Raw genomic sequence first — 24,561 nt, forward strand, 5'->3', positions numbered from 1 at the left:
CAAATCTAGAGAAATTCAACTAAGGAACGACAATTTAATCACTTAAACACCTTATTAGGACTTACGCACGGATGGCCAGAAACCGGGTTTTTTGCGAAATACTTCGTTGGCGCTACGAGATTCGGTAAAAAACCCGGTTTCTTTGGTCTTGATGCGTAAGTCCTGCTTATATATCCTTTTTGCTATAAGCTGCGAGGTAAAATGAGGCAGAGCCTCAAGATATTCGTTACCAGGCTCTGCCTGGTAACAAGAAATACGTATCGATAAAAAGCTGGCTGTGTCTTCTTCCTTCTTCCTTCTTCCTTCTTCCTTCTTCCTTCTTCCTTCTTCTTAAAGTCTTTCCAAGAAATTCCGTAATAATTGCTTTCCCGCAGTCGTCAAAATACTTTCCGGGTGAAATTGTACGCCTTCAATGTGCGGATATTCCCGATGGCGCACGCCCATAATCGTGCCATCTTCCACCCAAGCCGTAACTTCCAAAACCTCCGGACAACTCTGTTTTTCAATTACCAAACTGTGATAACGAGTTGCCAACATGGGAGATTCTACACCTACAAAAACTCCGACTCCTGCGTGTTCTACCTGAGAAGTTTTGCCGTGCATTAATACTGGTGCAGACACAATTTTGCCGCCAAATACTTGACCGATACTTTGATGTCCGAGACACACGCCTAAAATTGGTAGAGTCGGCCCCAATTCTTCGATTAATTTCAGAGAAATCCCCGCATCTTCCGGCCGCCCTGGGCCTGGAGATATCACCACTGCTGCGGGCTGCAATCGGCGAATGTCTGCTAAACTAATTTGGTCGTTGCGGTAAACTTGGACTTCACTAGCTACAGGCAAATCAGCACCTAGTTCTCCTAGATACTGTACCAAATTATATGTAAAACTGTCGTAGTTATCGATGACTATAATCACGGGTTAACTGGGATTTTAGGTTTTAGAATTGTGATTTTAGATCGAGTCGCTGCCTGAATGCAATAGTTTGAAGATTTTAGATAGATGCCCAAGATTAAAATAGCTGCTATCTTGTTACGAATAAAACCAAAAATCTCAAATTGGTCATCTAAAACCTAAAATTTAGCTTGCTCAATCAGCTTAACGGACGATCGCAATTTGAACCACTGTCCACAACGGAGGAAGCAGAAGCGCACCAGCAACGATTGTAGCAGCCATTGCCGATACCAGCACAGCTCCGGCAGCGCAATCTTTAGCAATTTTGGCTAGTTCGTGGTAAGATTGCCCCACGGTTAAATCTACCACCGATTCGATCGCCGTATTCAACAATTCCATTGCTAAAACTATACCAATAGTGACGCCGATCACTGATATTTCTACAGGTTTGAGGTGCAAAAATAGCCCGAGTCCGATCGCCAAAGTGCCTATAACAGTGTGAATCCGAAAATTGCGCTGAGTTTCAAAAGCATAGGTTAACCCACCCCAAGCGTATCTAAAACTGGTAGCTAAGCTAGATGCGATTTTCCAGGACAACTCTCGCTTGTATTTCAAGGGTTTTTTAGGCTCGTGGACTGTCGGAGTGGCAGAGTCTTGAGGCATAATCGCAAACTTTGCAATGTTTGATGAAATTGACGGTTGATCTAGTGTCATAAACAACCAACTTTAAGTTACAGAGATTAACGAAAGCTAGACTTTGAAAATTTCCTTCATCAAGTCTAGTTAACTTTCCTCAGTTTTTACTAAAGTTTTGGTATGATTTCAGAAAGTTATGTTTTGCTAGACATGATTTGTTAACTGACGATCCCGCGTCAGTTATGCTGTTTGGATCTCTAGTCCGATCGCCCGCAGCAGTGTTTCTTGTCGATCGAGCATTTGAGTCAGACTCTCTTCATCCGGGTGATCCCACCCCAAAAGATGCAGAAAACCGTGGGCTGCGAGCCAAGCTAGTTCAGTCTTCAGGGGATGTCCTTGCTGCTGGGCTTGTCGCTGAGCCGTATCGATCGAGATAATGATATCACCCAAGTATAGAGGTTCCGATGACTGCATCTCCTCTAGCTGAGGACAGTCTACTTCCAAAGCTGCGAAAGCTAATACATCGGTCGATCGATCTTGTTGACGATACTGGGCGTTGAGGGCTTGGATCTCAGCATCGGCGGTTAAACGCAGACTGACTTCGTAGCCTGGGGCCTCTGGTAAATCTGCTTGTTGGTTTTCCAGCCAAATGCTAAACCAATTTTCCCAGGTTTCGGGTAAAATCTCACTGCTGGGTGTTGGCCCACGATGGTTAGAACTATCGATCGACTGCTGAGAAAGTCCATAACAATCTTCGACGTTCACCTCAATTAGCATTATCCGGCTCTCCTGTCAAGGGATATATTCAATTTTTCGACAATTGTAAGAATGGGCGATCGGGCTAATCGACTTTGTGGTTGTAGCAGGCAGATTACAGGAATCTCTAGAAAATTGCAACAGGTCGATCGGGCGATCGAACAAAACAAAAATTTCACCCCCCCACTCTTCAACCCGCGGAGGTGGTCGCTGAGCTTGTCGAAGTGCGGGTTTTGTCTGTGTAGACGCGGTTTCAACCGCCGGGTTTTCTTCAACCCTCGGAGGCGGGTTTCGTCTGTGTAGACGCGGTTTCAACCGCCGGGTTTTCTTCAACCCTCGGAGGCGGGTTTCGTCTGTGTAGACGCGGTTTCAACCGCCGGGTTTTCTTCAACCCGCGCACCATCCGGGTTTCGTCTGTATCGACGCGGTTTCAACCGCCGGGTGTTGTATCGCCACATTGAGACTAAGAATTGAAATATCGATCGAGAAAAGCCAAACCGACGAGTACGCCCAAAAGTCCAGCCGCCGTCAAAGCAAAATGAAACAGAGAAGTCGCCCGCTTGCGAACCATATTCCGCATCGCCAGCTTCACATAACTCGGTGGAGGCGCATTGTTTGTGGGCTGTGTCGCAGTTTCGGCGACGGACTCTTCGGGGGCGGGAGTTGTGGAGGGAGGTTGATTCATAATCGTTAGTTTAGGAGGTTAACAGAGGGGCTGCTGAGCACAGACTCGCCACGATGTTAACAAATATGTAACGTTTTGTGTAGGATTTTTTTGAGAACTTACTCACCAACAGTCAGAAACCGGGTTTTTCACGAAAATACTCGCCACACATCGCAAAAACCCCGAAAAACCCGGTTTCTTTGGCCCCCACAGCCAACTCAGAAACCGGGTTTTTCTCTAAAAATCCTTGATTGTCACCGACAGATTAGCTAAAAAACCCGGTTTCTTTGACCTTAATTGCACATCCTAGATAAATCCCAAATTCAACCATCAGCCATCTGCTGAACTCTAGCAATAATTTCCTTCACTGTCTCCGCGTCGGGAGAATCCAAATGCTGTAAAATCTCCAAAGATTGCTGTAAATAATTCAAGGCTTGCTCAAAATTTCCCTGCGATGCTAACAATTGTCCTAACATTGCGAAACTAGCAGCTTTCCCTTGAACATTGCCAATTTTTTCCTTAAGTTCGAGAGATTGTTGATAAAGTTCGATCGCCTCTTCTACATCCCCTCGATGGGCATAAATTCCTGCAAGACAGTGCAAACTAGCAGCTTTCCCTCCAACATCGCCAATTTTTTCCTTAAGTTCGAGAGATTGTTGATAAAGTGCGATCGCCTCTTCTACATCCCCTCGATTCGCATAAATTCCTGCAAGTTGGTGCAAACTAGCAGCTTTCCCTCCAACATCGCCAATTTTTTCCTTAAGTTCGAGAGATTGTTGATAAAGTGCGATCGCCTCTTCTACATCCCCTCGATTCGCATAAATTCCTGCAAGTTGGTGCAAACTAGCAGCTTTCCCTCCAACATCGCCAATTTTTTCCTTAAGTTCGAGAGATTGTTGATAAAGTGCGATCGCCTCTTCTACATCCCCTCGATTCGCATAAATTCCTGCAAGTTGGTGCAAACTAGCAGCTTTCCCTTGAACATCGCCAATTTTTTCCTTAAGTTCGAGAGATTGTTGATAAAGTGCGATCGCCTCATCTACATCCCCTCGATTCGCATAAATTCCTGCAAGTTGGTGCAAACTAGCAGCTTTCCCTTGAACATCGCCAATTTTTTCCTTAAGTTCGAGAGATTGTTGATAAAGTGCGATCGCCTCTTGTTTATTTCCCGAATCATTTTCAATCCAGCCTAATTCATATAAAGTATTGGCCTTTAAAGATATGAAATCTTCATCATCTTTCGCCAAATCTAACGCTTGTTTCAAATAGTATGTTGCTGTTTTATATTCACTCCGGGTGCGATAGGCAATTCCCAAATCATTCAAAACTCTAATGCGAGTTTTCAAATCCTCGTGAGTTTCCTCGCGTCCATTCGATGGAGTATATTCAATCAATAACCTTTTCAATAAATCGATCCGTTCCTGCTTTTCCGGCAACTCACAATAGCTAATCCCTTTGCTAGCATCCAGAGTTTGAGAAATCGCATCATCTCTAGTATTTGCAGGAGTCTTAAATACAAAAGTTCCCGAATTCCAGGCCCAGAAATCCGGCGCAAAATTAGCAACTCGCGTAATCGCATAATCCGGCAAACAAAACAGCATTAGATGCGGCACTTTAACCGGATAAGCATCTCGCACCCAATTAAAATCAACCAACATCGGCGGGTATTCTCCCGTCATCCCGATCGCATTTTCCACCCCCCGCACTATGAAAATCAACTTCTTATCTGGTTGAACCTTGACTGTTGGCAAAACCTTCAGAATTTCATCCATCAAAAAGCGCATATCAGGATCGGGAAAATCCCAAATCTCAAACTGCATATCTTGACAATCGGGATGATTAATCAATGCCTGAATAATCGCATCTCTATCCTTCGCAAAATTACTTTGGATAAATCCCAAATCAAAGGCATCGTCGGGAACAATATCAACAAATGTCAGCAATTCGTCAAAAGATTGTTGATTGAGTTCAACAATCCTTTGTTGGTATATTTCAGGGATTTTCTTGGATTGATTTAAGGGCTTGTTGGAAAGCATAGCTTTGTTTTACGAGTGGGTTGACATAATTCCACCGACTATTGCCGTTATATTCCAAAACGGAAAGATTGAATAATAACTGTTGTCCGATTTCGTCTTTAGCGATATCTTTGTCGATGCAAACTCGCGCTAATATAGTATAATATTCTGGTGTAGGAGTAGACCTTTCAAAATCAAATTGCTGTTGATTTAAAGCGTAAGTGACATCTTCAGCCAAAATTTTACTGTGTTTGCGAGTAATGGCTGTGCGACAAGCCGATCGAGTCATCTGCATCAATTGTCGCACATGACCACCACTAGCTTTTGCCAAATCTAGTAGTCGTTGTCGATCGTCAAATACGGCACTAACATCAACCCGCTTCTCGATCAAACTGGCAACTCCCTCTAATTTTTGCTGATTATGATTTAAATCGCACTCAGTACGATTAGATTCATAAATATTCACCATTGGCACGATATTGGGATTGTTAAACAAGTTGCTAACATTTTTATTGGAATAAATCACCGAAATCGGCACTGTATAGATAATTGTAGAGTCTAATTCTTGAAGTTGAGGAGCGTAATCAAAAAACAAATGATTACCAACATTTGGAGGAATCCGGTCTAAGTTATCAACAATTAGCAAAAATCCTTTTTCGTAGCGGCCTGAATATTTTCGTATCAGCTTTTCAAAAGCATTTTTCAATAACAAATTAATATCTGTTTGCAATCGGGACAAATTACGCTGAAGAGTTTCCCGAATCACTTTTTTTTGTTGACTCGAACCTTTGATTTGACCGAGTAATTTCGCTGTCAACTTAGAAACAAACGGAATTTCTAAACCTGCGCTTGCTTCAGTTTCGAGGCTGACGGAAGATTGAACAATTTCTTCATTTTCTTGAGTAATATCTTTAAACCATGATTCAAAACTCTCTAAAAGTTTGGAGTCAAACTTCAATCCTAATTTAGTTAAATCATCAGCTACTTTGTTGATAACTAGCAAATACAAATCGGTATATTCAGCATCAAGAACATCTAGTTCCTGATCGAATTCTATATAAATCACCCGATATTCATTTTGCCATCGCGACTGAATCCGTTTTAATTCTGTACTTTTGCCGCATCCCCGATGGCCAGTAAACAAAATTGTGCTAAATTCTCCCGATTCTTGAATATCCAAATCCGTGCTAACACCGTCGATCGCTACTGTGTTGCGTACTGCGGACAAATCCACATAATATCGTGCAATATCATCGCCCGTTAGAGGCTTGACATCGCAAGCGCGGTAAGCTTCTTTAAGTGTTTTCGCGCGGTTGGTGGGGAGTGAAGTCATGGGATGAGTCGGGTAAATGGGAATATTGGTAGATTTTAAGATTGATGGAACCTAATTTTAGCATGAGGTTTGGCTGCTGTGGCCAAGGAAATTTCTTGCTTATTTAATTGCACAGTTTCGCCGTTGGTGCGGCTGGAAGCGAGAAACCCGGTTTCTGAATTCTGTGAAACGGGCGTCTCGATCCCGGTTTGTAGTGAGGACTTCAGTCCTTCTTAAAAGTTTGTAATCAAGAAGGACTGAAGTCCTCACACGGGCGTCTCGATCCCGGTTTGTAGTGAGGACTTCAGTCCTTCTTAAAAGTTTGTAATCAAGAAGGACTGAAGTCCTCACTACGAACCTAATTTTATTGTTACTGTTCAAGCAGATACAATATTTAGCTTAAAAATCGCCATAACTACTAATCGCAGCCTGCAATCTCCCAAGAACTTCATCAACCGAAATCGACCCCAACTCCCCAGAAGCCCGAGTCCGAATATTCAAACTATTCGCCTCAACCTCCTTAGCGCCCACAACACACATCACCGGAATTTTATCCTTCTCAGCATTGCGAATTAACTTGCCCAAACGCTCGCTACTCTCAACTTCTGCGCGAATATTCAGCGCCTTCATCCTCGCTTCTACTTCCTTAGCAAACGGCAAGAATTCCTCGCTCACAGGCAATAACCGCACCTGAATCGGCGCTAACCATATCGGGAAATCCCCCGCATACTGTTCGATCAAAATTCCGATCAAGCGTTCCAAAGAACCAAAAGGAGCGCGGTGAATCATTACCGGACGCTGGCGAGTCCCGTCTTCAGCAACGTATTGCAAATCAAAACGTTCTGGCAAATTGTAATCTACCTGAACAGTTCCTAATTGCCATTCTCTATCCAACACGTCTTGGAAAATGAAATCGAGTTTCGGGCCATAAAAAGCGGCTTCGCCAATTCCCTCAAAATAATTCATGCCCAAAGTTTCCACCGCGCGGCGGATTGCACCTTGAGATTTTTCCCAAGCTTCATCAGAACCGATGTATTTGTCAGATTCTGGATCACGAAAACTCAGTCTAACTCTGAAATTTTTTAGCTGCAAACTCTTAAATACGGACAGGGTTAAATCCACCACATTTAAAAATTCTTGATCCAACTGTTCCGGTGTCACGAACAGGTGGGAGTCATCCTGCGTAAATCCGCGAACTCGGGTTAAGCCTCCCAATTCACCTGACTTTTCGTAGCGGTAAACCGTGCCGAATTCTGCCAAGCGCATTGGCAGTTCTCGATAAGAACGCAGTTCGCTTTTGTAAATTTGAATGTGAAAGGGACAATTCATCGGTTTGAGTACAAAACCCTGCTGTGATTCTGCCGCTTCTTCATCCTCTGCCATCAGCGGAAACATATCGTCTTTGTAGTAAGGCCAGTGTCCAGAGATTTTGAACAAATCGACTCTGGCGATATGCGGGGTAACAACTTGCTGGTAGCCGCGTTTTACCTGTTCCTTTTTGAGAAAATCTTCTAAAATACTTCTCACAATTGTGCCTTTGGGTGTCCACAAAGGTAAGCCGGGGCCCACCGGATCGGCAAAAATAAACAAGCCTAATTCTTTGCCGAGTTTGCGGTGATCTCGCCTTAAGGCTTCTTCTTTGCGGTGCTTGTATGCGGCCAATTGTTCGGGGGTTTCCCAGGCTGTGCCGTAAATCCGCTGCAATTGAGCTTTGGTTTCGTCGCCGCGCCAGTATGCGCCTGCGAGACTCTCTAGCTCGATCGCCCTTCCGTTCAACTCACTGGTATTATCCAAGTGGGGCCCAGCGCACAAATCCCACCATTCGTCACCCAAATGGTACAGAGTAATCGGTTCAATCAAACCCGCCAAAATTTCTAATTTGTAAGGTTCGTTTATCTCCTCTATTCGGCGTTGGGCTTCCTCGCGGCTGACTTCTTCCCGAATTACAGGCAATTTGCGATTGATGATTTTGATCATTTCTTTTTTAATTGCCTTGAGATCCTTTTCAGTAAAAGGTTCGGGGCAATCAAAATCGTAATAGAAACCGTTTTCAATCCAAGGGCCGATTGTGACTTGGGCCTTGGGGAATAATTTCTGTACCGCCATCGCCATAACATGAGATGTGGTGTGGCGAATTTTTTTTAGTTGTTCCGACTCACTCGTGCGGGGCAACTCTATCTTAACGGACTCTTCTGGAGCGTTCATGGATTCTGAGCTAGACATCGGCTAAATTAGCAATTAATTTCTTTGCAGTTGCTTCTATCTTACTCAGAATGGGGCGACAAGCGCCGAATTCCGGCTGTGGAGGACTCTTATAAGAGTGGGAATTTGTAGTGCTAACTAACCGTGGGGTGCGTCAGCGGGGCATTTTATTGAGTATGTGTCCGTCACTTTGGGCCCGCTGACGCACCCTACAATAACTGCTGACACTGTTAAATTTATTTACACCCACCTGCTAATTTTTGTGAAATTATTGAATTTTTATTAAAAATATGTTACAATTTGTAAAGCACGTTTAAGGTTAGAATAAATAAATAACCCAATTTTAATCAATGCTTAATTCCAATTTGCCAGAATCAGAATTGCTCAAATCCCTACTGGAACCGCTGTTAGAGGATTTTAAATACTGGTTCGAGCGATCGGCTACTCTATTAGAAACTGAGGAAATTCATTTTCTGAGCGGCGACGATCAATCCAACTTGTTGGCGCGAGTCAAACAGGCTCAGCAAGAAGTAGCGGCTGCTAAAGCTCTATTTCAAGCAACCGGAGGGCAAGTTGCCATAGAAACCGCAGCACTGATGCCCTGGCACAAACTGCTCGCCGAATGCTGGCAAGTATCGGCGCGCTTTCGCTCATCGCAGTCACATTCCCCTGGAATATAAAGAGGCGAGTTCAAGTTAAACCGGCAGTCAAATCCCAAACCTTGGGAAATGTCCCGCCTCGCTTGACAAGCTCGAACAGATTTCCAGTTAATAAGTTATTACTTGCTGAAACACTTTTGTAAATTGCTGTGTGGCTATCAGAGCCCGGAGGAGAAAATAATGTTACACCTGCTTTATATTTTAGCTTTCACCGTTCTGGCATTTTTGGCTGTCGGTAACTTAATCCGCAGTCTTGTCACCGTAGGTATGGAATCCCAACGCCCCCAACAATTCAGGGCAAACAATCGTTACGCATCCTATTCCCGCACCCAAACCGTACCCCATCCCGAATTGTTAGATGAATACGGAAACTTTGTCAACGAGCCGCTGTTAGTGATGCGCTCGCTGACTGTCCAAGACGCTCGCGAGCAATTAGATGCTCTCTACAAATCATCTCCCGGCGGTAGCGATGAAGAAGGCGAATTAGCCTGAACCAGGCACAGCCTGTATATTTGACATTGACTCGGAAAATGAATCAGGGAGCTTAAATAAAAGTCTAAATTTTAAGCCGCTTTAAAGATATTCTGTAGGGACACAACATTGTTGTGTCCTTATTTGTATAGCAACCGCCACGTCGGTGAGGACATAAATAACTTCATGAATAGAGCTGATACCCGTCAGTCATCAATGGTTTGATTCCCGTTATGCAACTGTCAACTGTCAACTGTCAACTGTCAACTGCTATATATCTGGCTATTCATATCATATTCGGTCGATTGACCGCAATAAGGAATGAAAATTTAATAACTTACACTTTTCTTCTTGTGGGATGGGCGTCTCGCCCGTCCCGAAAGGGCGGGCGAGACACCCCACAAACTTGTGTAAATTATTTAATTCGCGATCCTAAGTAAGGATATGTACCCACGCAAATCCGCAGCATGAAAGCGGACGCCAGGACGCACTACGAACCGTTTTTTTGGTGTTAATCGACTGGACACTATCTCGGAATTCGTATAGATAAAAATCTTACGCTGCTGGCATTTATGAAAATCGCTGCCAACCTTTTTCTCCAAATCCCAAATCGAAGATTTCCGGATGCAGAATCTCTGCTAAAATTTCTAACGAATCAACTAATCTCGGCCCTGGTCGATTAAAGTAAGAATTGCCGTCAGTTATGTAAACTTTCCCGGTTTTTACTGCTTGCAAATCTTGCCATTCTGCGTATTGAGTTATCTGCATTGCTTCGCTGCGGGTGCGGTTTAAATCAAAGCCGCAAGGCATGAAAATAATTACATCGGGATTAGCTGCTACTAGCGATTCCCATTTTAACCAAGGCGAATGTTCCCCGACAATGCCAAACAGCGAAATTCCTCCCGCCGTGGCTACCAATTCCGGAATCCAGTTTCCCGCAGCCATCAAAGGTTCTATCCACTCGATGCAGGCTACTGTCGGAAGTCTCTCTTTTGTGTTAAGAATAGATGATGCTGCTATTTTGGATGTAACAGCAGCGATGCGGGATTGCAAAAGTGCGATCGTACTTTTGGCATCTACACCCAAAGCAGCAGCAACTCGCTCAATATCCGTCCAGATTTCTGCCAGCATATTTGGCTGCAAAGAAATAATTTGCGGCTGGCTATTTACCAGCGCCCTCGCAGCTTGTTCAACCTCTGCTAGAGAACAAGCGCAGACTTCACATTGAGCTTGCGTAATGATGTGAGTTGGCTGCAATTTTTCCAAAATATCTATTTCTACTTTATAGACGCTCAGCGCATTTTGCAACAATTGAGTCACGCGGTTGTGAATTTCGCTGCTACTTCCTTCGGGATTAAATTTTGGCTGAGTGCAAACAGGTAAATTTGGGATTTCCGAGGGATAGTCGCATTCGTGAGAACGGCCGACAAGGGCATCAGTTAATCCTAAAGCTGCTACAATTTCTGTGGCACTGGGAATGAGCGAGACAATTCTGAGTTGATTCATAATTTAACCCGATTTTTTGTTGATTATTCGTTCTGACTTGTGTTTAAGTAGATGAGTGGAAAAAAATCAATGTATGTCCGAAGAGAGCGAAGCGAAGCAATCGCAGAGGTTATGAAAGCTTTACGTTCTGTTACGTAACTAATTTATTTGCACCTACCTACTTACCCGCGAAATCGAAAAGCTTTCTTCCTGCTGTTGTAGTTGTTAGATTTTCAATTTTTTTAAGAATTGCAAATCTTGCCACGCTTGGATGAGATTGCCTTGCATCAAAGCCGCTAAACCGTTTAAAATTCTAATTTCCGGCAGGTTGGGGTTGAGGGCGAGAGCTGGTTTTAACGCTGTTTCGGCGGCTTTGGGATGCCAGCCGTAAATCTGGACGAAGGCGAGATAAGCATAAGCGTAGGGGTTTTGAGAGTCGAGTTGAGTAACTTTTTCTAAAGCTGCGATCGCACTTTCGACATTCTGCTGCAATACTCTAGAAAATGCCAAAGCATAAGCGAATTCTAGATTGTTCGGTTCCTGCTTCAGCCGATATGCTAACGCTTGTTCCGCTTGCACTGTATAATCTTGAATTGGATCGTACTGATTGATCCGCCCAATCTGCTCGAACACAGGTTCTAAACCGGGCAATCCTTTCGGTAAATTAACCGCCATCTCGCGCAATTGAGTTACTAAATCTAATTCCGGCACATCCTCGTTTTTAGGCGCTGTTTCGGCAATTTTCAACTTTTTATCGTTTTGGGTCTCGGTTCGACTCTGGGAAGCAATGACCGCAGGCTCAGCGTCGATTTCAAATGTTATCTGCGGCACTTTCATCGGATAAGTTTCGCCGGTTTGGCGATCGAGATAAGTAGCTTGCAGGGCGTACCTTCCCGGTGCAATATTAGCATCCGTCAGCATCGCCGTGCGATCGACAACTCGAAACCCCACCGCAAATTTATCCGCTTCCAGCATCCCCGGATGCAAAGTTGCCTGGGCGATCGCGCGATCGTGTAAAATCCTCACAGTCTTTCCCGATGCAATATCGCCAGACTGCTGATTTTGCCACGTTAGCAACACTAAACCAGACTGCAACTGCTGCCAAGGCCCAGACCAAATATAAGTCACCGGCAGCGCCACACCGGGAACGGGTTTTGCCAGGAGAGTCACTTGCTCTAATTGTACTTGCGATCGCGCTTCAGGCAACGGCTGTACTTCCACCAAGTGCGATCGCTTGCGATAAAGATTCAAATTCGTATTGTCAGGCAAAACCCAACTTTTTTGCAACTGAAACTTTCCACCAGTTTCAATCGCCGCCACCGCAGCATTTTGAGCTTTTTTAATCCGTTCGCGAATCGAACCTTGCGGCCCCGTTTTAGTTAAAAACCAAGCTAGCGAGCGCACATCTTGCGGCACCTCTTTTAAATTAGTTCCCACCTGCCGCCCGTAAACCTGAAAATTCGCCAAAGCGCCGTAAAAATTCAAATTGTGCTGGTTAATTTCCGGCGTCGAAGGCAACACGCCCAAAGTCGATTGCAAATAAGGTTCCGTATCAATAATTTCGGCAATTACCTCTTCGTGCGGCCACTCTTTCCCCAAGTAAGGATAGCTGGAATTGCCCGGACTGACAACTTGAACTAAGCTATTGCCCAAACCACCTCCCAAAGGCCAAATATGAAATAGCATCGCCAGCATTCCTAAGCCAATTGTACCCCAGCGAATTTGCCGCCCCCACCGAGCAGGCCACAGCGTTAAACAATAAGCTAAAAAGATGGCGACTATTGGCAAATAAGGTATCACATATCGGTCATCTTTGTTGATATTTAGGGAATTAATTAAATAAGCTCCCACCCAGAAAACAGCCAACCACCGACAAGATTTAAGGTACAAGGCTGACTGACTGTCTGCTCGATTTCGCCAATAAAAAAGTATAAATCCAACTAACGGAATTAGTAGCAGAGGCCAAGAAACGTGTTCGGGTAAGTGCTGAATATAGTAAATCCAAGCATCGATGGTATTCAGGCCCGGATCTCCCTCGGCGATCGCAGAATCCAACGTCGCCCGTTTTCCCCCGGTCAAAATTAACAGCCAATTTGTTTTCGCCCAAGGCCCGAACACCGCCGCCGACAGCAACAAAGCACCAGCTAATTGACCTAATCTGCCCCAAGCTTTTTGCCGCACAGCACCAAAAGCCAACCACACAATCGGGGTAAATAAAAATAATACAGTAGTGTGTTTGACTAATATTGATAAACCCAGAGAAATCCCAAAGGCGATCGCCCAAAAGAAAGATGAGCGGGAGAGGGGGTGAGGGGGTGAGTTGGTGAGTGTTCCTTCTTCCGACTTCCCTCGGACTTCTTCCGACTTCCCTCGGACTTCTTCCTTCCACATTGTCAGACAATAGAAACAAAAAGTAATCGCAGCAGTCAGGGGGAAATCCAGCAAAAATTGCAAGCGAAACCGATAAAGTCCCGGCAACAAAACGCAAATTGCAGCAGCCCACAAACCCACTTGTCGGTTAAATAATTTGACGCCCAGACTGTAGACTGAAGCGAGCAGAATAGCACTAAATAATAAATGAACGAGGGTTGCCCGATCGCCCCCAGTACCAAAAATATGCAGAAACGGCACCGTTAAGATGTACACCAAGGGCGGAATCTTCGTCGAAAGCAGCCAAAAGTTTGTCCACCACTCCCCCGAAAACCACTGAGGATGCTGCAACGCCTGCAAGTAATTCAGCGTGCTAGTGAGGTATTCTGCCTGATCCCAGGCGGGTACAGATCGATCGAACGCAAACCAGAGGCGATCGCTAATTGCCCCCAGCAGCCAAATTATGCCCAAGACAAGCAGACTCTTGTCCCCGCTGTCCCGATGTTGCTGTGCCATGGCGATTGTAGGATTGTGTGCAGCTTTTAGCTTACAGGCAGGCGGTTCCGGGCGCTCTAAAAAATATTTTGAAAAAATGCTTGCTAAATTCCGTATGTGTCTGCTAGTGTAGTTAAGCGCGAAAAAACAAGCCGAGATAGCTCAGTTGGTAGAGCAGTGGACTGAAAATCCACGTGTCCGGAGTTCAAATCTCCGTCTTGGCATCGCAAAGCCCTCACAATGTTGAGGGCTTTTTTTTAAGGAAATGCGGGCTATGCAGTCATATCGTCTGCTGTCGATTGACCATAATAAGTAAGGTTCGTAGTGTGGACTTTAGTCCGCTCTCCGGCTGCGGACTAAAGTCCACACTACGAACGGTTTTTGTGATGGTAATGGATCGGACGTGATATCAATTATTTCTGAGTCAAAAACGCCGCTAATTCTGGAATTTCCCCAGCGCGCTGCCATTCGGCTTCGCCCCGCCGCACCTTGGTGCGATCGGTAATCTGCTGCACATCTCGCAACTGTCGCTTAGTATAAGGCCCCTCGGCTTTACCGCTGCGGAATACATACCACTTAGCCTGCTGTGACTTAGGCTTTTGAGTTGTTGACGCGGGTTTTCTGACAGCCCTCATCCGAACATCGCCTAACTCCGCTGCAAGCTGGTTGAGTTCGACTGCAACCGGATCGGCAGGAGGTAAATTACGATCGCGCGATCTCTTTTTACCTGAAGGTTCCCCGCTAGCAATTTCTACTTCGCGACGCCACCCCCCAAAATGCCACTGCGCCACCCAAACCAGCGCCACGGCAGATCCTAACATTTCTTCTTGTGTTTCTGACCATTTTGACGGTTCTCCAAACAGCACAAAAGCGATCGCACCACAGACGATCGCGATCAGATAGAAGTAAATGAAATAGGTAGTATCATTAGCCGCTAAATGCCAACTGGTTGTATGCCGAACAAAAGATTGAGTGGCTGCTGTTTTGTTGTGTTTCCACGCTTTTCTAGCTTGAATCCGACTGTAACCAGGAGAGTCAGTCGGCCACCATGTCGCGGCCCAATTAACTAAATGCGCTGACCAATATTGCAAAGCTGCATATCCGACTATTCCGCTCAGCAGTACCCAAACAACTAACAGAAATGTTGTCAGTGGTAGTAACTGTTGTGGTATAATTGGGGCCGTCGCAATAGTTAGCTTTAAAAACGGAGTACCCGTGATTGTTGGAACTAGCAGAAGTTCTAATATCTTGAGCAAGTCTGCATAGAAAATCCAGAGGAATTTGACCAGAATTTTTAGCCGCTTGGCAAAGCCGAAGTGATACAAATAAGCAGATGCGATCGCAGTTCCGAGAATTAAAGCAACAATTGAGCTCGAAGAATCCCTGAGCGGCAGCATCAAAAAGGCGATCGCCGGAATCCCCATGACGATCGCAGCCGGCAGCGTGGCAAAGGCGATAATCCCTTCCCTCCAGTGCAGCCAAGGCGATACTGCTGCTGTCGGCGGTTGCTTGTGGCTGCGACTTTCCACCCACTCGGCAACTTTCGCTAATCCCCAATGGTAGAAAGCAAATAACGGTATCTGACACAGCCAAGCAAATGCGATCGCGCCTTCAAAATCAGAGCTGCTGATGCTGCGCCAGTACATCGCGCTAAATCTGTAATAGTAGTAATAATATCCAGGCAGCAGTACCGAAACAATCAGCCAAAAACCGCTGCTTAATGCAAAACCTTTTGCCCACGATGCAGGATGGGGGAGGAACTTCGGCCAGTTATTCATGAGAGGAAGCTGGGGGGGATCTCAATATTGTCCCACTACACTTGAGCTTATGCAATTGCTTTAGCGTTCAGACAAAACATTGACTCATTCCTGAACCTCTCGTGCTTTGCGAAACTTTTCTGGCAATTGCTCTCGCACCGTCTCTAAAGGAATTCCTTCACCCCTTGAAGAGTTCCGCCTCCGCTTGCTCAACGGACTCACGCACTTGTTCCTCCCAGTCCGAATAATGCTTCTGGGTTTGGGCCAAAGTCTGGAGGGCTTTGGTAATCACTTCGGAGGCTGAACTAAAAGGCCCCTGCGCCAATTGCGCCTCGATCAATTGCATCTGTTCTGGACTTAAAGTAATATTCATCACACGACCTCCCTTAGACAGATCCTTGTTTTAAGAATAGCGCTACATTCGCTCAGGGCGATCGCCCCGAAACCGTGCCGAAGAAGTTCAAATCCGATCGCCTGTCGCTGCTTTCGTCCTCGCCACAATTGCTAAATCAACAATTCAACCGCGCTATAACGATCGCAATTAATATCGCAACAAGTCCGATTTTGAGTCAACATAATTTTCCCGATCTTTCCCTAAAATCCTCGCAATCTCGATCGCACTCATGAAATACTCCGGTAAATTTTGATTGACAAATAGCAATATTTATAGTAGAAAGGCTCAAGAATATTGTAAAAAGGATCTGGATACAGCAATCCCCCTGCCGGAAACAACAGGTTACAATCAAAAATAGATTCTATTTCGATAACAATACTGTTTATAGCTTGAAGTCCTCAGTGCCCTACAACAACAGCTCAACTCAATCTTTTCAATTTGACTCGGTTGACGGCGCCCTCGCAGACCTGAAAGCAGGTCGGATGCTGGTAGTAGTCGATGACGAAAACCGCGAAAACGAAGGCGACGTAATTTGTGCCGCCCAATTCGCCACCCCCGACAACATCAATTTTATGGCAGTGAACGCCCGGGGTTTGATCTGTCTGGCCTTGAGCGGCGACAGGCTCGATCGCCTGGAATTGCCCCTGATGGTCAGCAAAAACACCGACAACAATCAAACAGCCTTCACCGTCAGCATCGATGCAGTCAACGGCGTCAGTACCGGTATCTCCGCCGAAGATAGGGCGCGCACCATCCAAGTCGCCATCCACCCGGACACCAAACCTCAAGATTTGCGCCGTCCCGGTCACATTTTCCCGCTGCGGGCGATCGACGGTGGCGTCCTCAAACGCGCAGGCCACACCGAGGCCTCCGTTGACCTCGCCAGACTCGCCGGCCTCTATCCCAGCGGTGTCATCTGCGAAATTCAAAACCCCGACGGTTCGATGGCGAGGTTGCCGGAATTAATCGAGTACGCTAAAACCCACAACCTCAAAATCATCAGCATTGCTGACTTAATTAGCTACCGCCTGAAGCACGATCGATTTGTCCGCCGCGAAACCGTCGCCAAATTGCCGACTCAATTCGGCGAGTTTATGATTTACGCCTACCGCGACACCCAAGACAACTCAGAACACGTTGCAATTGTCAAGGGCGATCCGGCAGAATTTAAAGACAAACCCGTGATGGTACGGGTGCATTCCGAATGCCTGACCGGCGATGCTTTGGGCTCCCTGCGCTGCGACTGTCGGATGCAACTGCAAGCGGCACTAAAAATGATCGAAAATGCCGGTTCTGGCATCATAGTTTACTTGCGCCAAGAAGGTCGGGGCATTGGACTGGTCAATAAACTCAAAGCTTACTCGCTACAAGATATCGGATACGATACCGTAGAAGCTAACGAGCGGTTGGGATTTCCCGCTGACTTGCGAAACTACGGCGTTGGAGCGCAAATGCTTAACGATTTGGGAGTCCAAAAAATTCGGTTGATTACTAACAACCCGCGCAAAATCGCTGGTTTGAAAGGTTACGGCATTGAAGTAGCCGATCGCGTCCCCTTACTTATTGAAGCTACAGATTACAACTCGATATATCTGGCCACAAAAGCCGAAAAACTCGGGCATATGCTGCTGCAAACTTATTTAGTAACAGTGGCGATTCATTGGGACGAAACGAAGTCCGATGGAAGTCGGAAGAAGGAAGAAGGCGCTTCGGCTTCGCTCAGCGTAAAAAGAGGGAAGAGGGAAGAAGGAAAAGAGGAAGATTCTGCCATCCAAAATCGCTATGAACATCTCGAAAAACTGCGACATTTGGCGGCTAGCCACGACTTGCTGCTGCAAGAAGAAGCGCGACCGGTGGGCATAGCTTTGTTTGGAGAAGGCTCTCTGATCGTTCACCTAGGCTTCGATCAAGCCGGACTCGCGGCCTCCGACTGGTACTCGGACGCCAACCATCCTTACGTCAAGGCGATCGCCAAAATTCTCGGCGACCTCAGCACAGAGCCAGACTTGCAAAAATTAGAATTCATGGTTTCGGGCGGCGGCGATCCGCTTAAAACCCTGCAAGTTCAGCTCGATCGAGAAACCTTCCCCCTCGGACAAGTCGCGTCCGTATGTGCGAGGCTTCAACCTCAAATAATCTACAGTTTTTCCCTTATTCCCGATTCAGCCCTCGAAATGTCAAGCTAGGGTCAAGAATAGAAGGGGCAAATTTACATGGACATGAATGTTGGTGACTTTCTGCACCGGCTCGACCTCAGGGGACAACCGCTTAAAGGCACCAACCTCGGCGGTGCAGAACTCCGGGGAGCAAACCTCAGGGGAACAGACCTCCGAGAAACCAACCTCAGTAACGCTATTCTCAAGTATGCAGATTTGATCGAAGCCGACCTCACCCGCGCTAATCTCAGCGGTGCAGATTTAGCTGAGTCGTTTCTGAATCTAGCCAACCTCACCAGAGCCGATTTGAGCGGTGCTATCCTCCGAGAAGCTACTTTGGTAGGAGCAGAACTCACGGGAGCAAACCTCAAAGGCGCAAGTTTGATCAAGGCTAATTTAGTGGGAGCAAATCTCCAAGAAGCTAACTTAACCAGAGCCAACCTCAGCGGAGCGGATTTGCGCGGTTCTCAAATGACCGACGCCATTTTAGACAAAGCTGTCTACAACAACCGCACAATCTTTCCCGAGGGTATTGATCCAGGCGCAAAGGGAGCAATTTTGCTAGCTCCCAACGCCTCGCTCCCGGGATTAAATCTGATTATGGTAGATTTGACCGGAGCGGATTTAAAGGGAGCCGATTTGCGGCGCACCAACTTATACAAAGCTATTTTATTTGGAGCAAAGCTCGATCGGGCAAACTTAGCAGGAGCCAACCTCAGCGGAGCCGACTTGAGAGAAGCCACTTTGAGCGGCACCATTTTAGAAAAAGCTGTTTACAGCAATACAACCTTGTTTTCAGAAGGCATTGACCCCCGTCTCGGCGGAGCTTATTTAATTGCTCCCAATGTATTGTTGCAAGGGGTAAACTTAACCGGAGCCGACTTAAACGGGTCAGATTTAAGCGGAGCTAATTTGAGCAATTCTAACTTAAGTTCGGTCAATCTCAAAAATGTAGACCTCAGCAGAGCCAGCTTAAAAAAAGCTTACCTCAAAGGTGCAAATTTGGAAGGAACAGATTTGAGAGGAGCCGATTTAAGCGGCGCAATTTTGCACCAAGTAAACATGAGTTCTGCCGACTTGAGGGGTGTAGACTTAACCAGGGCTGACCTCAGCGGCGCTAATTTGAGCGATGCCGATTTGAGGGAAACAGATTTCACCGGAGCTACTTTGCTGTTCGCTAACTTGAGCGGCGCCGACTTGAGAGGTGTAGACTTGACAAAAGCTGACCTCAGCGGTGCTAAGTTAAACGAAGCTGACCTCAGAAAAGCAGATTTGATGAGAGTAAATTTGGAGGGAGCAGATTTAACTGAAGCAGACTTAAGCGACGCTCATTTATTCCGAGTTAATCTCAGAGGTGCTAACCTAAAAGGTGCAAACCTCAAAGGCGCAAGTTTAAAAGGGGTATCTTTGACCGATGCTTATTTGAGCGAAACAGATTTGACCGATGTAGAGCTGAGTCCGAGTTTCTTTGAACTGCCATTAGAATCGGAATGGTAATTAACAGTTGACAGTTGACAGAAGAGCCCGCCCGCGGAGTCGAGGGGTTGACAGTTGACAGTTGACAGAAGAGCCCGCCCGCGGAGTCGAGGGGTTGGCCGTTGACAGTTGACAATTGACAGTTACTAATAACTGAGCCAATAAAAAATAATAAAAAAGCTGACAACTAACAACTGATACCATTTTTTAAAAGTCATGAGAAACTTTCATGAAAAGGTAAAGGAAATAATTACAAACCCCAATTGTCCTGTATCTCTATCAAATCTTTAAAAAATGGTATGACCATAACAAAAATGGTTCGTAGTGTGGACGCAAGGACGCAATAAGAGCGTCCTTGCGTCCACACTACGAACCTTATACCATTTTTTTAAAGTTATGATAGAGTTTCATGAAAAGGTCAAGGAGATAATTACAATGTCCAACGGTAGTTTATCTCTATTGCATCTTTAGAAAAATGGTATGCCAACTAACAACTGACAACTGACTAATGATTAATGACAAACCGTTAGGCTCTGTTATTCAAGGTTCCCTCAGCAAGGGATTAGAAGTGCGACTGCACGCCGATGTTTCGGTGGAAGATATGAGGGTGGGGAAATTTCTAGTAGTGCGGGGGGTACGATCGCACTTTTTCTGTATGCTCACCGATGTATCTCTCGGAACATCGAGCGCTCGCATTTTATCCAACCCTCCCAACCCCAACGACGATTTTCTCCTCGCAGTCCTCGCTGGTAGCAGCACCTACGGTACGATCGAGCTGGCGCCGATGTTGATGCTGACTGCGGAAAAAGAAAAATCTCAAGCAATCTTCGATCCGAGAGGTAACGGAGTCCCCGATAAAAAGTTAGCCTTAGGGAATTTGGGTTCGTTTGAGGCACAAAGTGGCGCTGATATGGAGCTGCTACCGGTTAAAACGATTCCCAGCCACTTTTCCCAGGTGTTTGATGCCAAAGAAAGTGATTTTCGGGCGGTTTTTGGCTGGGAAGATGACCCGTACCGTTGCAATTTTGCGATCGGGAAACCGATTGACATGGATGTGGCTGTGTGCTTGGATTTAGACCGATTTGTGGAACGCAGCAACGGAGTTTTTGGTAAGTCGGGAACCGGAAAATCTTTTTTGACGCGCTTGCTGTTGTCGGGAATTATTCGCAAGCAAGCTGCTGTCAATCTAATTTTTGATATGCACTCGGAGTACGGCTGGGAAGCAGTTTCGGAAGGGAAACAATTTAGCACTGTTAAAGGTTTGCGACAGTTGTTTCCAGATAAAATACAGATTTATACGCTCGATCCAGAATCTACTAAACGCCGGGGCGTCCGTGATGCTCAAGAGTTGTTTTTGAGTTTCGATCAAATTGAAGTGGAAGATATCTCGCTGGTGCAGCGGGAGTTGAATTTGTCGGAAGCTAGTATCGAAAATGCAATTATTTTGCGAAATGAGTTGGGTAGCGGTTGGATAAATAAGTTGCTGGACATGAGTAACGAAGATATCCAAATGTTCTGTGAAGAAAAGCGCGGGAATAAATCTTCGATCATGGCCTTGCAGCGAAAGCTAGAGCGTTTGAATGATTTAAAATACATTCGACAACGCTGTCCCAAAAATTATGTAACTGAAGTTTTGCAGTGTTTGGATAGTGGAAAAAATGTAGTAATTGAGTTCGGTTCGCACTCGGATTTGCTGTCATATATGTTAGCAGCAAATGTGATTACTCGCCGCATTCACGCATCTTACGTGCGGAAAGCTGAAAAGTTTTTGATGAGCAAAAATCCGTGCGACAAGCCACAACCGTTAGTGATTACCATTGAGGAAGCCCACCGCTTTCTCGATCCGGCGATCGTCCGATCGACTATTTTCGGCACGATCGCCCGGGAAATGCGAAAATACTTCGTAACTCTGCTGATTGTAGACCAGCGTCCCTCCGGTATCGACGGCGAGGTGATGTCGCAAGTCGGTACGCGGATCACAGCTTTGCTAAACGACGATAAAGATATCGATGCTATCTTTACGGGGGTTTCTGGAGGCCAGAGTTTGCGATCGGTTTTGGCCAAACTCGACTCGAAACAGCAAGCTTTAGTTTTGGGGCACGCGGTACCGATGCCGGTAGTTGTGCAAACTCGTCCCTACGACGAGCAATTCTACAGGGAAATCGGGGATATTGACTGGCAAGAAATGCCCGACGAACAAGTGTTTGCCGAGGCAGAAGCTGCTAAAATGGATTTGGGATTTTAGATTGAAAATTGTTATAGCAAAGGAAGTTCGGCAGCTAATTGTGTAACGGATGGAACAAGAGACAAGATTGCATTCATTTACCTTCAATTCCTTCAACTATCTGCATGTATAGCGGTTCTCAAAAACATGAGGATAGCCCTATGCCCTATGCCCTATGCCCTATGCCCTATGCCCTATGCCCTATGCCCTATGCCCTATGCCCTATGCCCTATGCCCTATGCCCTATGCCCTATGCCCGCCCGACATACCTCACCTTTTTGAGAAAGGCTATATCTGTGTTTATCTGCTTCACATCTGCGGTTTCTGTATCAATCATTGTCAAGAAAAACCCGGTTTCTTGTTACCCGTGCGTAAGTCTCGGAAAGTGCGATCGACATTCAAAAAAAATATTCCTCCGGCTTTAGTCAAGGGCTTTTGCCATCAGACCTCTTACCCCTCATCCCTAACTCTATAAAATTTGGATAAGCTCAAATATTATTCAGTCGATCGCCAAAATTCAACTCAAATAGCCCAAAATCCCGGTCTTAATATATCTTTACTCACTGATAGCAGAAGTTGATTAGCATATTTTAATAAAAATGTCAAGAAATATTTTAAACGGTAAGTTGCACCGAATACGGCGATCCAGTTCGGTTATCTCGCATCGCAGCATCTAGGCAGCGAGAAAAATTCAAGCGATGATAGAACAGAGAGCAAAACAAAGCCCTCGAATTGCATGAGTCTGTTTGCCTGAGTATATTTGCATGAGTATTGTGAAGTTGAGTTGCAGTTAAAACTAGCAGGGAATGTAAAACCTTAAGGGAAAGTATAGAATCTTGACCTTAAGACAGAGGTTTTGACCCTTTACGATCCTCAAAATTTGGAATAGTATTGAGAAAAGTAAACTCTTGCTTCACTTCGCCTGAAACTAGCTGTTAAAGCTAGCGAGCTACGGAAAATCGACGGGGATTAATAGAAAATCAAGCAGAAAATTAATCCCGAACAACAAGCTTCTACCGATCGTCACCGATAAACAGGAGGGGTAACATCCCCCCTGTAGCAGTCTTTATCCCACTTGTAAAAGTGGGACAGGGTATCACCAACTTTTTATCTGTTGTTACAAGGAGTGCAATACTCACCCATGTCCACCACCACCCCCAAAACCAAAACAGTGAAAGCCGATCGCATGGGCACCCGGCCATACTCCTCAACGGATACGGTTCGTACCTATCTGCACGAGATCGGTCGCGTACCGCTGCTCACCCGAGAAGAAGAGATTGTTTTCGGGAAGCAGGTACAGCAAATGATGAAATTAATCGAAGCAAAACAAGAACTTACCAAAGAATGGCAGCGGGAGCCGACTCAGCTAGAGTGGGCTGCGGAAATGGAGTTGACCGAAGCCGAACTGAGCCGGATATTGCAGTTAGGGCGGCGCGCCAAGCAAAAGATGATTGAAGCGAATTTGCGCCTAGTAGTGGCGATCGCCAAAAAATACCAGAAACGCAACATGGAATTCTTGGATTTAATTCAAGAAGGCACCCTCGGTTTAGAACGAGGAGTAGAAAAATTTGACCCGATGCGGGGATACAAATTTTCTACCTATGCTTACTGGTGGATTCGCCAAGCAATCACTCGCGCGATCGCCCAACACGCCCGCACCATTCGATTGCCAATTCACATCACCGAAAAACTCAACAAAATCAAAAAAGTGCAGCGGGAACTAACCCAGCAGTTGGGCCGTTCTCCCTCGCCTGCGGAAATTGCCACCGCCTTGGAACTGCAACCTTCCCAAATTCGGGAATACCTGCTGATGGCTAGACATCCAGTTTCTTTGGACTTGCGTGTAGGAGATAACCAAGATACCGAACTGCAAGAACTCTTAGAAGATGAAACCGCATCTCCAGACAACTACATTACCTCGGAATTGCTGCGGCAAGACCTCGATACTTTGATATCAGAACTTACCCCCCAGCAACGAGATGTGATCGTTCTGCGCTTCGGTTTGGAAGACGGCACCGAAATGTCTCTGGCGAAAGTCGGAGAACGGCTCAATCTCAGCCGGGAAAGGGTGCGGCAGCTAGAACATCAAGCCCTCGCCCACCTGCGGCGCCGCCAATCTCAAGTTCGAGAATACTTGGCTAGCTAGTCACTAAAAGAGTTGAGATTCTCAAGAAATCTCAACTCTTTTTTTGTCTGGGTGCTTTTAGGGATTGTTCGATCGCGATTGTTACGGCACTCGTAAGGTATGTGAGGGAAACAGAACAGTTAGGGATACGGCATTGCCGTGTCCCGTAAGGACTCTGGAATCTACCCCATAAATCTGCAATATGCTGTCATTGAGTGAGGTACAGATCGGTAATTGATCATTAATAATTAGTAAGCTGGCGAGTAGCTCACTATATTCTAGAACCGCTATATTTGAGAGGTAGATCGCCCATTAGTCAAGGCGATAGTAAAATTTGTCTCAACTAATTTTAGGTGAGAGTTCAGAAACCGGGCGGGCGATCGTTCCTTCAAGTTAATAGCCTGCCTTAAAGCAGATACCCGGTTTCTGTACAAGCTGTTTGAAACTGTTACTAGAGGCGCACTGAAGCG

At 45.8% G+C, this 24,561-nt stretch carries 17 protein-coding genes and 1 tRNA gene; 7 read left to right on the plus strand and 11 right to left on the minus strand.

Going from position 1 to position 24,561, the window contains the following annotated elements; genetic code table 11:
- Positions 1-330: 330 nt before the first annotated feature.
- The 7 genes from QZW47_RS05580 to thrS form a co-directional block, all read right to left on the minus strand.
- A complete protein-coding gene (locus tag QZW47_RS05580; RefSeq protein WP_293124861.1) occupies positions 331-918 on the minus strand; it encodes an aminodeoxychorismate/anthranilate synthase component II in 588 nt (195 codons plus the stop codon).
- A 180-nt stretch (positions 919-1,098) separates the two neighbouring features.
- Positions 1,099-1,557 carry a diacylglycerol kinase family protein gene (locus tag QZW47_RS05585; protein ID WP_293124863.1) on the minus strand — a complete coding sequence of 153 codons (459 nt, stop codon included), beginning with the start codon at positions 1,555-1,557 and terminating at the stop codon, positions 1,099-1,101.
- Between the two features lie 213 nt (positions 1,558-1,770).
- Positions 1,771-2,307 (minus strand): rRNA maturation RNase YbeY, encoded by a 537-nt coding sequence (gene ybeY / locus QZW47_RS05590; protein WP_293124865.1) that lies wholly within the window; start codon positions 2,305-2,307, stop codon positions 1,771-1,773.
- A 442-nt stretch (positions 2,308-2,749) separates the two neighbouring features.
- Complete coding sequence (locus tag QZW47_RS05595; RefSeq protein ID WP_293124867.1) at positions 2,750-2,971, minus strand: DUF3285 domain-containing protein; 222 nt, start codon at positions 2,969-2,971, stop codon at positions 2,750-2,752.
- Between the two features lie 302 nt (positions 2,972-3,273).
- On the minus strand, positions 3,274-4,986 hold the full coding sequence (locus QZW47_RS05600; RefSeq protein WP_293124869.1) for a tetratricopeptide repeat protein: 1,713 nt from the start codon (positions 4,984-4,986) through the stop codon (positions 3,274-3,276).
- On the minus strand, positions 4,943-6,298 hold the full coding sequence (locus QZW47_RS05605) for an AAA family ATPase (protein ID WP_293124871.1): 1,356 nt from the start codon (positions 6,296-6,298) through the stop codon (positions 4,943-4,945). Before QZW47_RS05605 ends, QZW47_RS05600 begins: the two co-directional genes overlap by 44 nt.
- 378 nt (positions 6,299-6,676) lie before the next feature.
- Positions 6,677-8,500, minus strand: a complete 1,824-nt coding sequence (gene thrS, locus QZW47_RS05610; protein ID WP_293124873.1) for a threonine--tRNA ligase — start codon at positions 8,498-8,500, stop codon at positions 6,677-6,679.
- A gap of 329 nt (positions 8,501-8,829) precedes the next feature.
- Between thrS and QZW47_RS05615 the strand changes: the two genes are divergently transcribed.
- On the plus strand, positions 8,830-9,159 hold the full coding sequence (locus QZW47_RS05615; protein ID WP_293124875.1) for a DUF2605 domain-containing protein: 330 nt from the start codon (positions 8,830-8,832) through the stop codon (positions 9,157-9,159).
- Between the two features lie 159 nt (positions 9,160-9,318).
- Positions 9,319-9,630 (plus strand): DUF2973 domain-containing protein, encoded by a 312-nt coding sequence (locus QZW47_RS05620; RefSeq protein ID WP_293124877.1) that lies wholly within the window; start codon positions 9,319-9,321, stop codon positions 9,628-9,630.
- A 549-nt stretch (positions 9,631-10,179) separates the two neighbouring features.
- Here the strand turns inward: QZW47_RS05620 and QZW47_RS05625 are convergent.
- A complete protein-coding gene (locus QZW47_RS05625) occupies positions 10,180-11,115 on the minus strand; it encodes a cobalamin-binding protein (RefSeq protein WP_293124879.1) in 936 nt (311 codons plus the stop codon).
- Between the two features lie 204 nt (positions 11,116-11,319).
- The gene (locus tag QZW47_RS05630) at positions 11,320-13,980 is read right to left on the minus strand and encodes a phospholipid carrier-dependent glycosyltransferase (RefSeq protein ID WP_293124881.1); all 2,661 of its coding nucleotides are present in this window, start codon (positions 13,978-13,980) and stop codon (positions 11,320-11,322) included.
- Positions 13,981-14,110: 130 nt separating this feature from the next.
- Here QZW47_RS05630 and QZW47_RS05635 point away from each other — a divergent pair.
- Positions 14,111-14,183: transfer RNA gene (locus tag QZW47_RS05635), tRNA-Phe, on the plus strand.
- 189 nt (positions 14,184-14,372) lie between these two features.
- Here the strand turns inward: QZW47_RS05635 and QZW47_RS05640 are convergent.
- Both QZW47_RS05640 and QZW47_RS05645 read right to left on the minus strand, forming a co-directional pair.
- Entirely contained in the window at positions 14,373-15,737 is a 1,365-nt protein-coding gene (locus QZW47_RS05640; RefSeq protein ID WP_293124883.1) for a DUF4339 domain-containing protein, read from the minus strand.
- A gap of 157 nt (positions 15,738-15,894) precedes the next feature.
- Entirely contained in the window at positions 15,895-16,089 is a 195-nt protein-coding gene (locus tag QZW47_RS05645) for a type II toxin-antitoxin system ParD family antitoxin (RefSeq protein WP_293124885.1), read from the minus strand.
- A 422-nt stretch (positions 16,090-16,511) separates the two neighbouring features.
- Here QZW47_RS05645 and ribBA point away from each other — a divergent pair, with 422 nt between their 5' ends.
- The 4 genes from ribBA to QZW47_RS05665 all read left to right on the plus strand — a co-directional run bounded on the left by ribBA (position 16,512) and on the right by QZW47_RS05665 (position 24,112).
- A complete protein-coding gene (ribBA, locus tag QZW47_RS05650; RefSeq protein WP_293124887.1) occupies positions 16,512-18,296 on the plus strand; it encodes a bifunctional 3,4-dihydroxy-2-butanone-4-phosphate synthase/GTP cyclohydrolase II in 1,785 nt (594 codons plus the stop codon).
- Between the two features lie 33 nt (positions 18,297-18,329).
- A complete protein-coding gene (locus QZW47_RS05655) occupies positions 18,330-19,763 on the plus strand; it encodes a pentapeptide repeat-containing protein (protein WP_293124889.1) in 1,434 nt (477 codons plus the stop codon).
- 487 nt (positions 19,764-20,250) lie between these two features.
- Complete coding sequence (locus QZW47_RS05660) at positions 20,251-21,987, plus strand: ATP-binding protein (RefSeq protein WP_293124891.1); 1,737 nt, start codon at positions 20,251-20,253, stop codon at positions 21,985-21,987.
- Positions 21,988-23,107: 1,120 nt separating this feature from the next.
- Positions 23,108-24,112: an RNA polymerase sigma factor, RpoD/SigA family gene (locus tag QZW47_RS05665; RefSeq protein WP_293124893.1), complete on the plus strand. Its 1,005-nt coding sequence runs from the start codon at positions 23,108-23,110 to the stop codon at positions 24,110-24,112.
- Positions 24,113-24,561: the final 449 nt, after the last annotated feature.

Origin of the sequence: Microcoleus sp. bin38.metabat.b11b12b14.051 (assembly GCF_013299165.1) — a bacterium.
Lineage (GTDB): Bacteria > Cyanobacteriota > Cyanobacteriia > Cyanobacteriales > Microcoleaceae > Microcoleus.

Excerpts from the sequence above, each read along its gene's own strand:
- ybeY (WP_293124865.1), bottom strand. The coding sequence starts at position 2,307 with ATGCTAATTGAGGTGAACGTCGAAGATTGTTATGGACTTTCTCAGCAG.
- QZW47_RS05660 (WP_293124891.1), top strand. The coding sequence starts at position 20,251 with ATGATTAATGACAAACCGTTAGGCTCTGTTATTCAAGGTTCCCTCAGC.
- QZW47_RS05600 (WP_293124869.1), bottom strand. The coding sequence starts at position 4,986 with ATGCTTTCCAACAAGCCCTTAAATCAATCCAAGAAAATCCCTGAAATA.
- QZW47_RS05630 (WP_293124881.1), bottom strand. The coding sequence starts at position 13,980 with ATGGCACAGCAACATCGGGACAGCGGGGACAAGAGTCTGCTTGTCTTG.
- QZW47_RS05625 (WP_293124879.1), bottom strand. The coding sequence starts at position 11,115 with ATGAATCAACTCAGAATTGTCTCGCTCATTCCCAGTGCCACAGAAATT.
- QZW47_RS05615 (WP_293124875.1), top strand. The coding sequence starts at position 8,830 with ATGCTTAATTCCAATTTGCCAGAATCAGAATTGCTCAAATCCCTACTG.
- thrS (WP_293124873.1), bottom strand. The coding sequence starts at position 8,500 with ATGTCTAGCTCAGAATCCATGAACGCTCCAGAAGAGTCCGTTAAGATA.
- QZW47_RS05665 (WP_293124893.1), top strand. The coding sequence starts at position 23,108 with ATGTCCACCACCACCCCCAAAACCAAAACAGTGAAAGCCGATCGCATG.
- QZW47_RS05645 (WP_293124885.1), bottom strand. The coding sequence starts at position 16,089 with ATGAATATTACTTTAAGTCCAGAACAGATGCAATTGATCGAGGCGCAA.
- QZW47_RS05595 (WP_293124867.1), bottom strand. The coding sequence starts at position 2,971 with ATGAATCAACCTCCCTCCACAACTCCCGCCCCCGAAGAGTCCGTCGCC.
- QZW47_RS05620 (WP_293124877.1), top strand. The coding sequence starts at position 9,319 with ATGTTACACCTGCTTTATATTTTAGCTTTCACCGTTCTGGCATTTTTG.
- QZW47_RS05605 (WP_293124871.1), bottom strand. The coding sequence starts at position 6,298 with ATGACTTCACTCCCCACCAACCGCGCGAAAACACTTAAAGAAGCTTAC.
- QZW47_RS05655 (WP_293124889.1), top strand. The coding sequence starts at position 18,330 with ATGAATGTTGGTGACTTTCTGCACCGGCTCGACCTCAGGGGACAACCG.
- QZW47_RS05585 (WP_293124863.1), bottom strand. The coding sequence starts at position 1,557 with ATGCCTCAAGACTCTGCCACTCCGACAGTCCACGAGCCTAAAAAACCC.
- QZW47_RS05640 (WP_293124883.1), bottom strand. The coding sequence starts at position 15,737 with ATGAATAACTGGCCGAAGTTCCTCCCCCATCCTGCATCGTGGGCAAAA.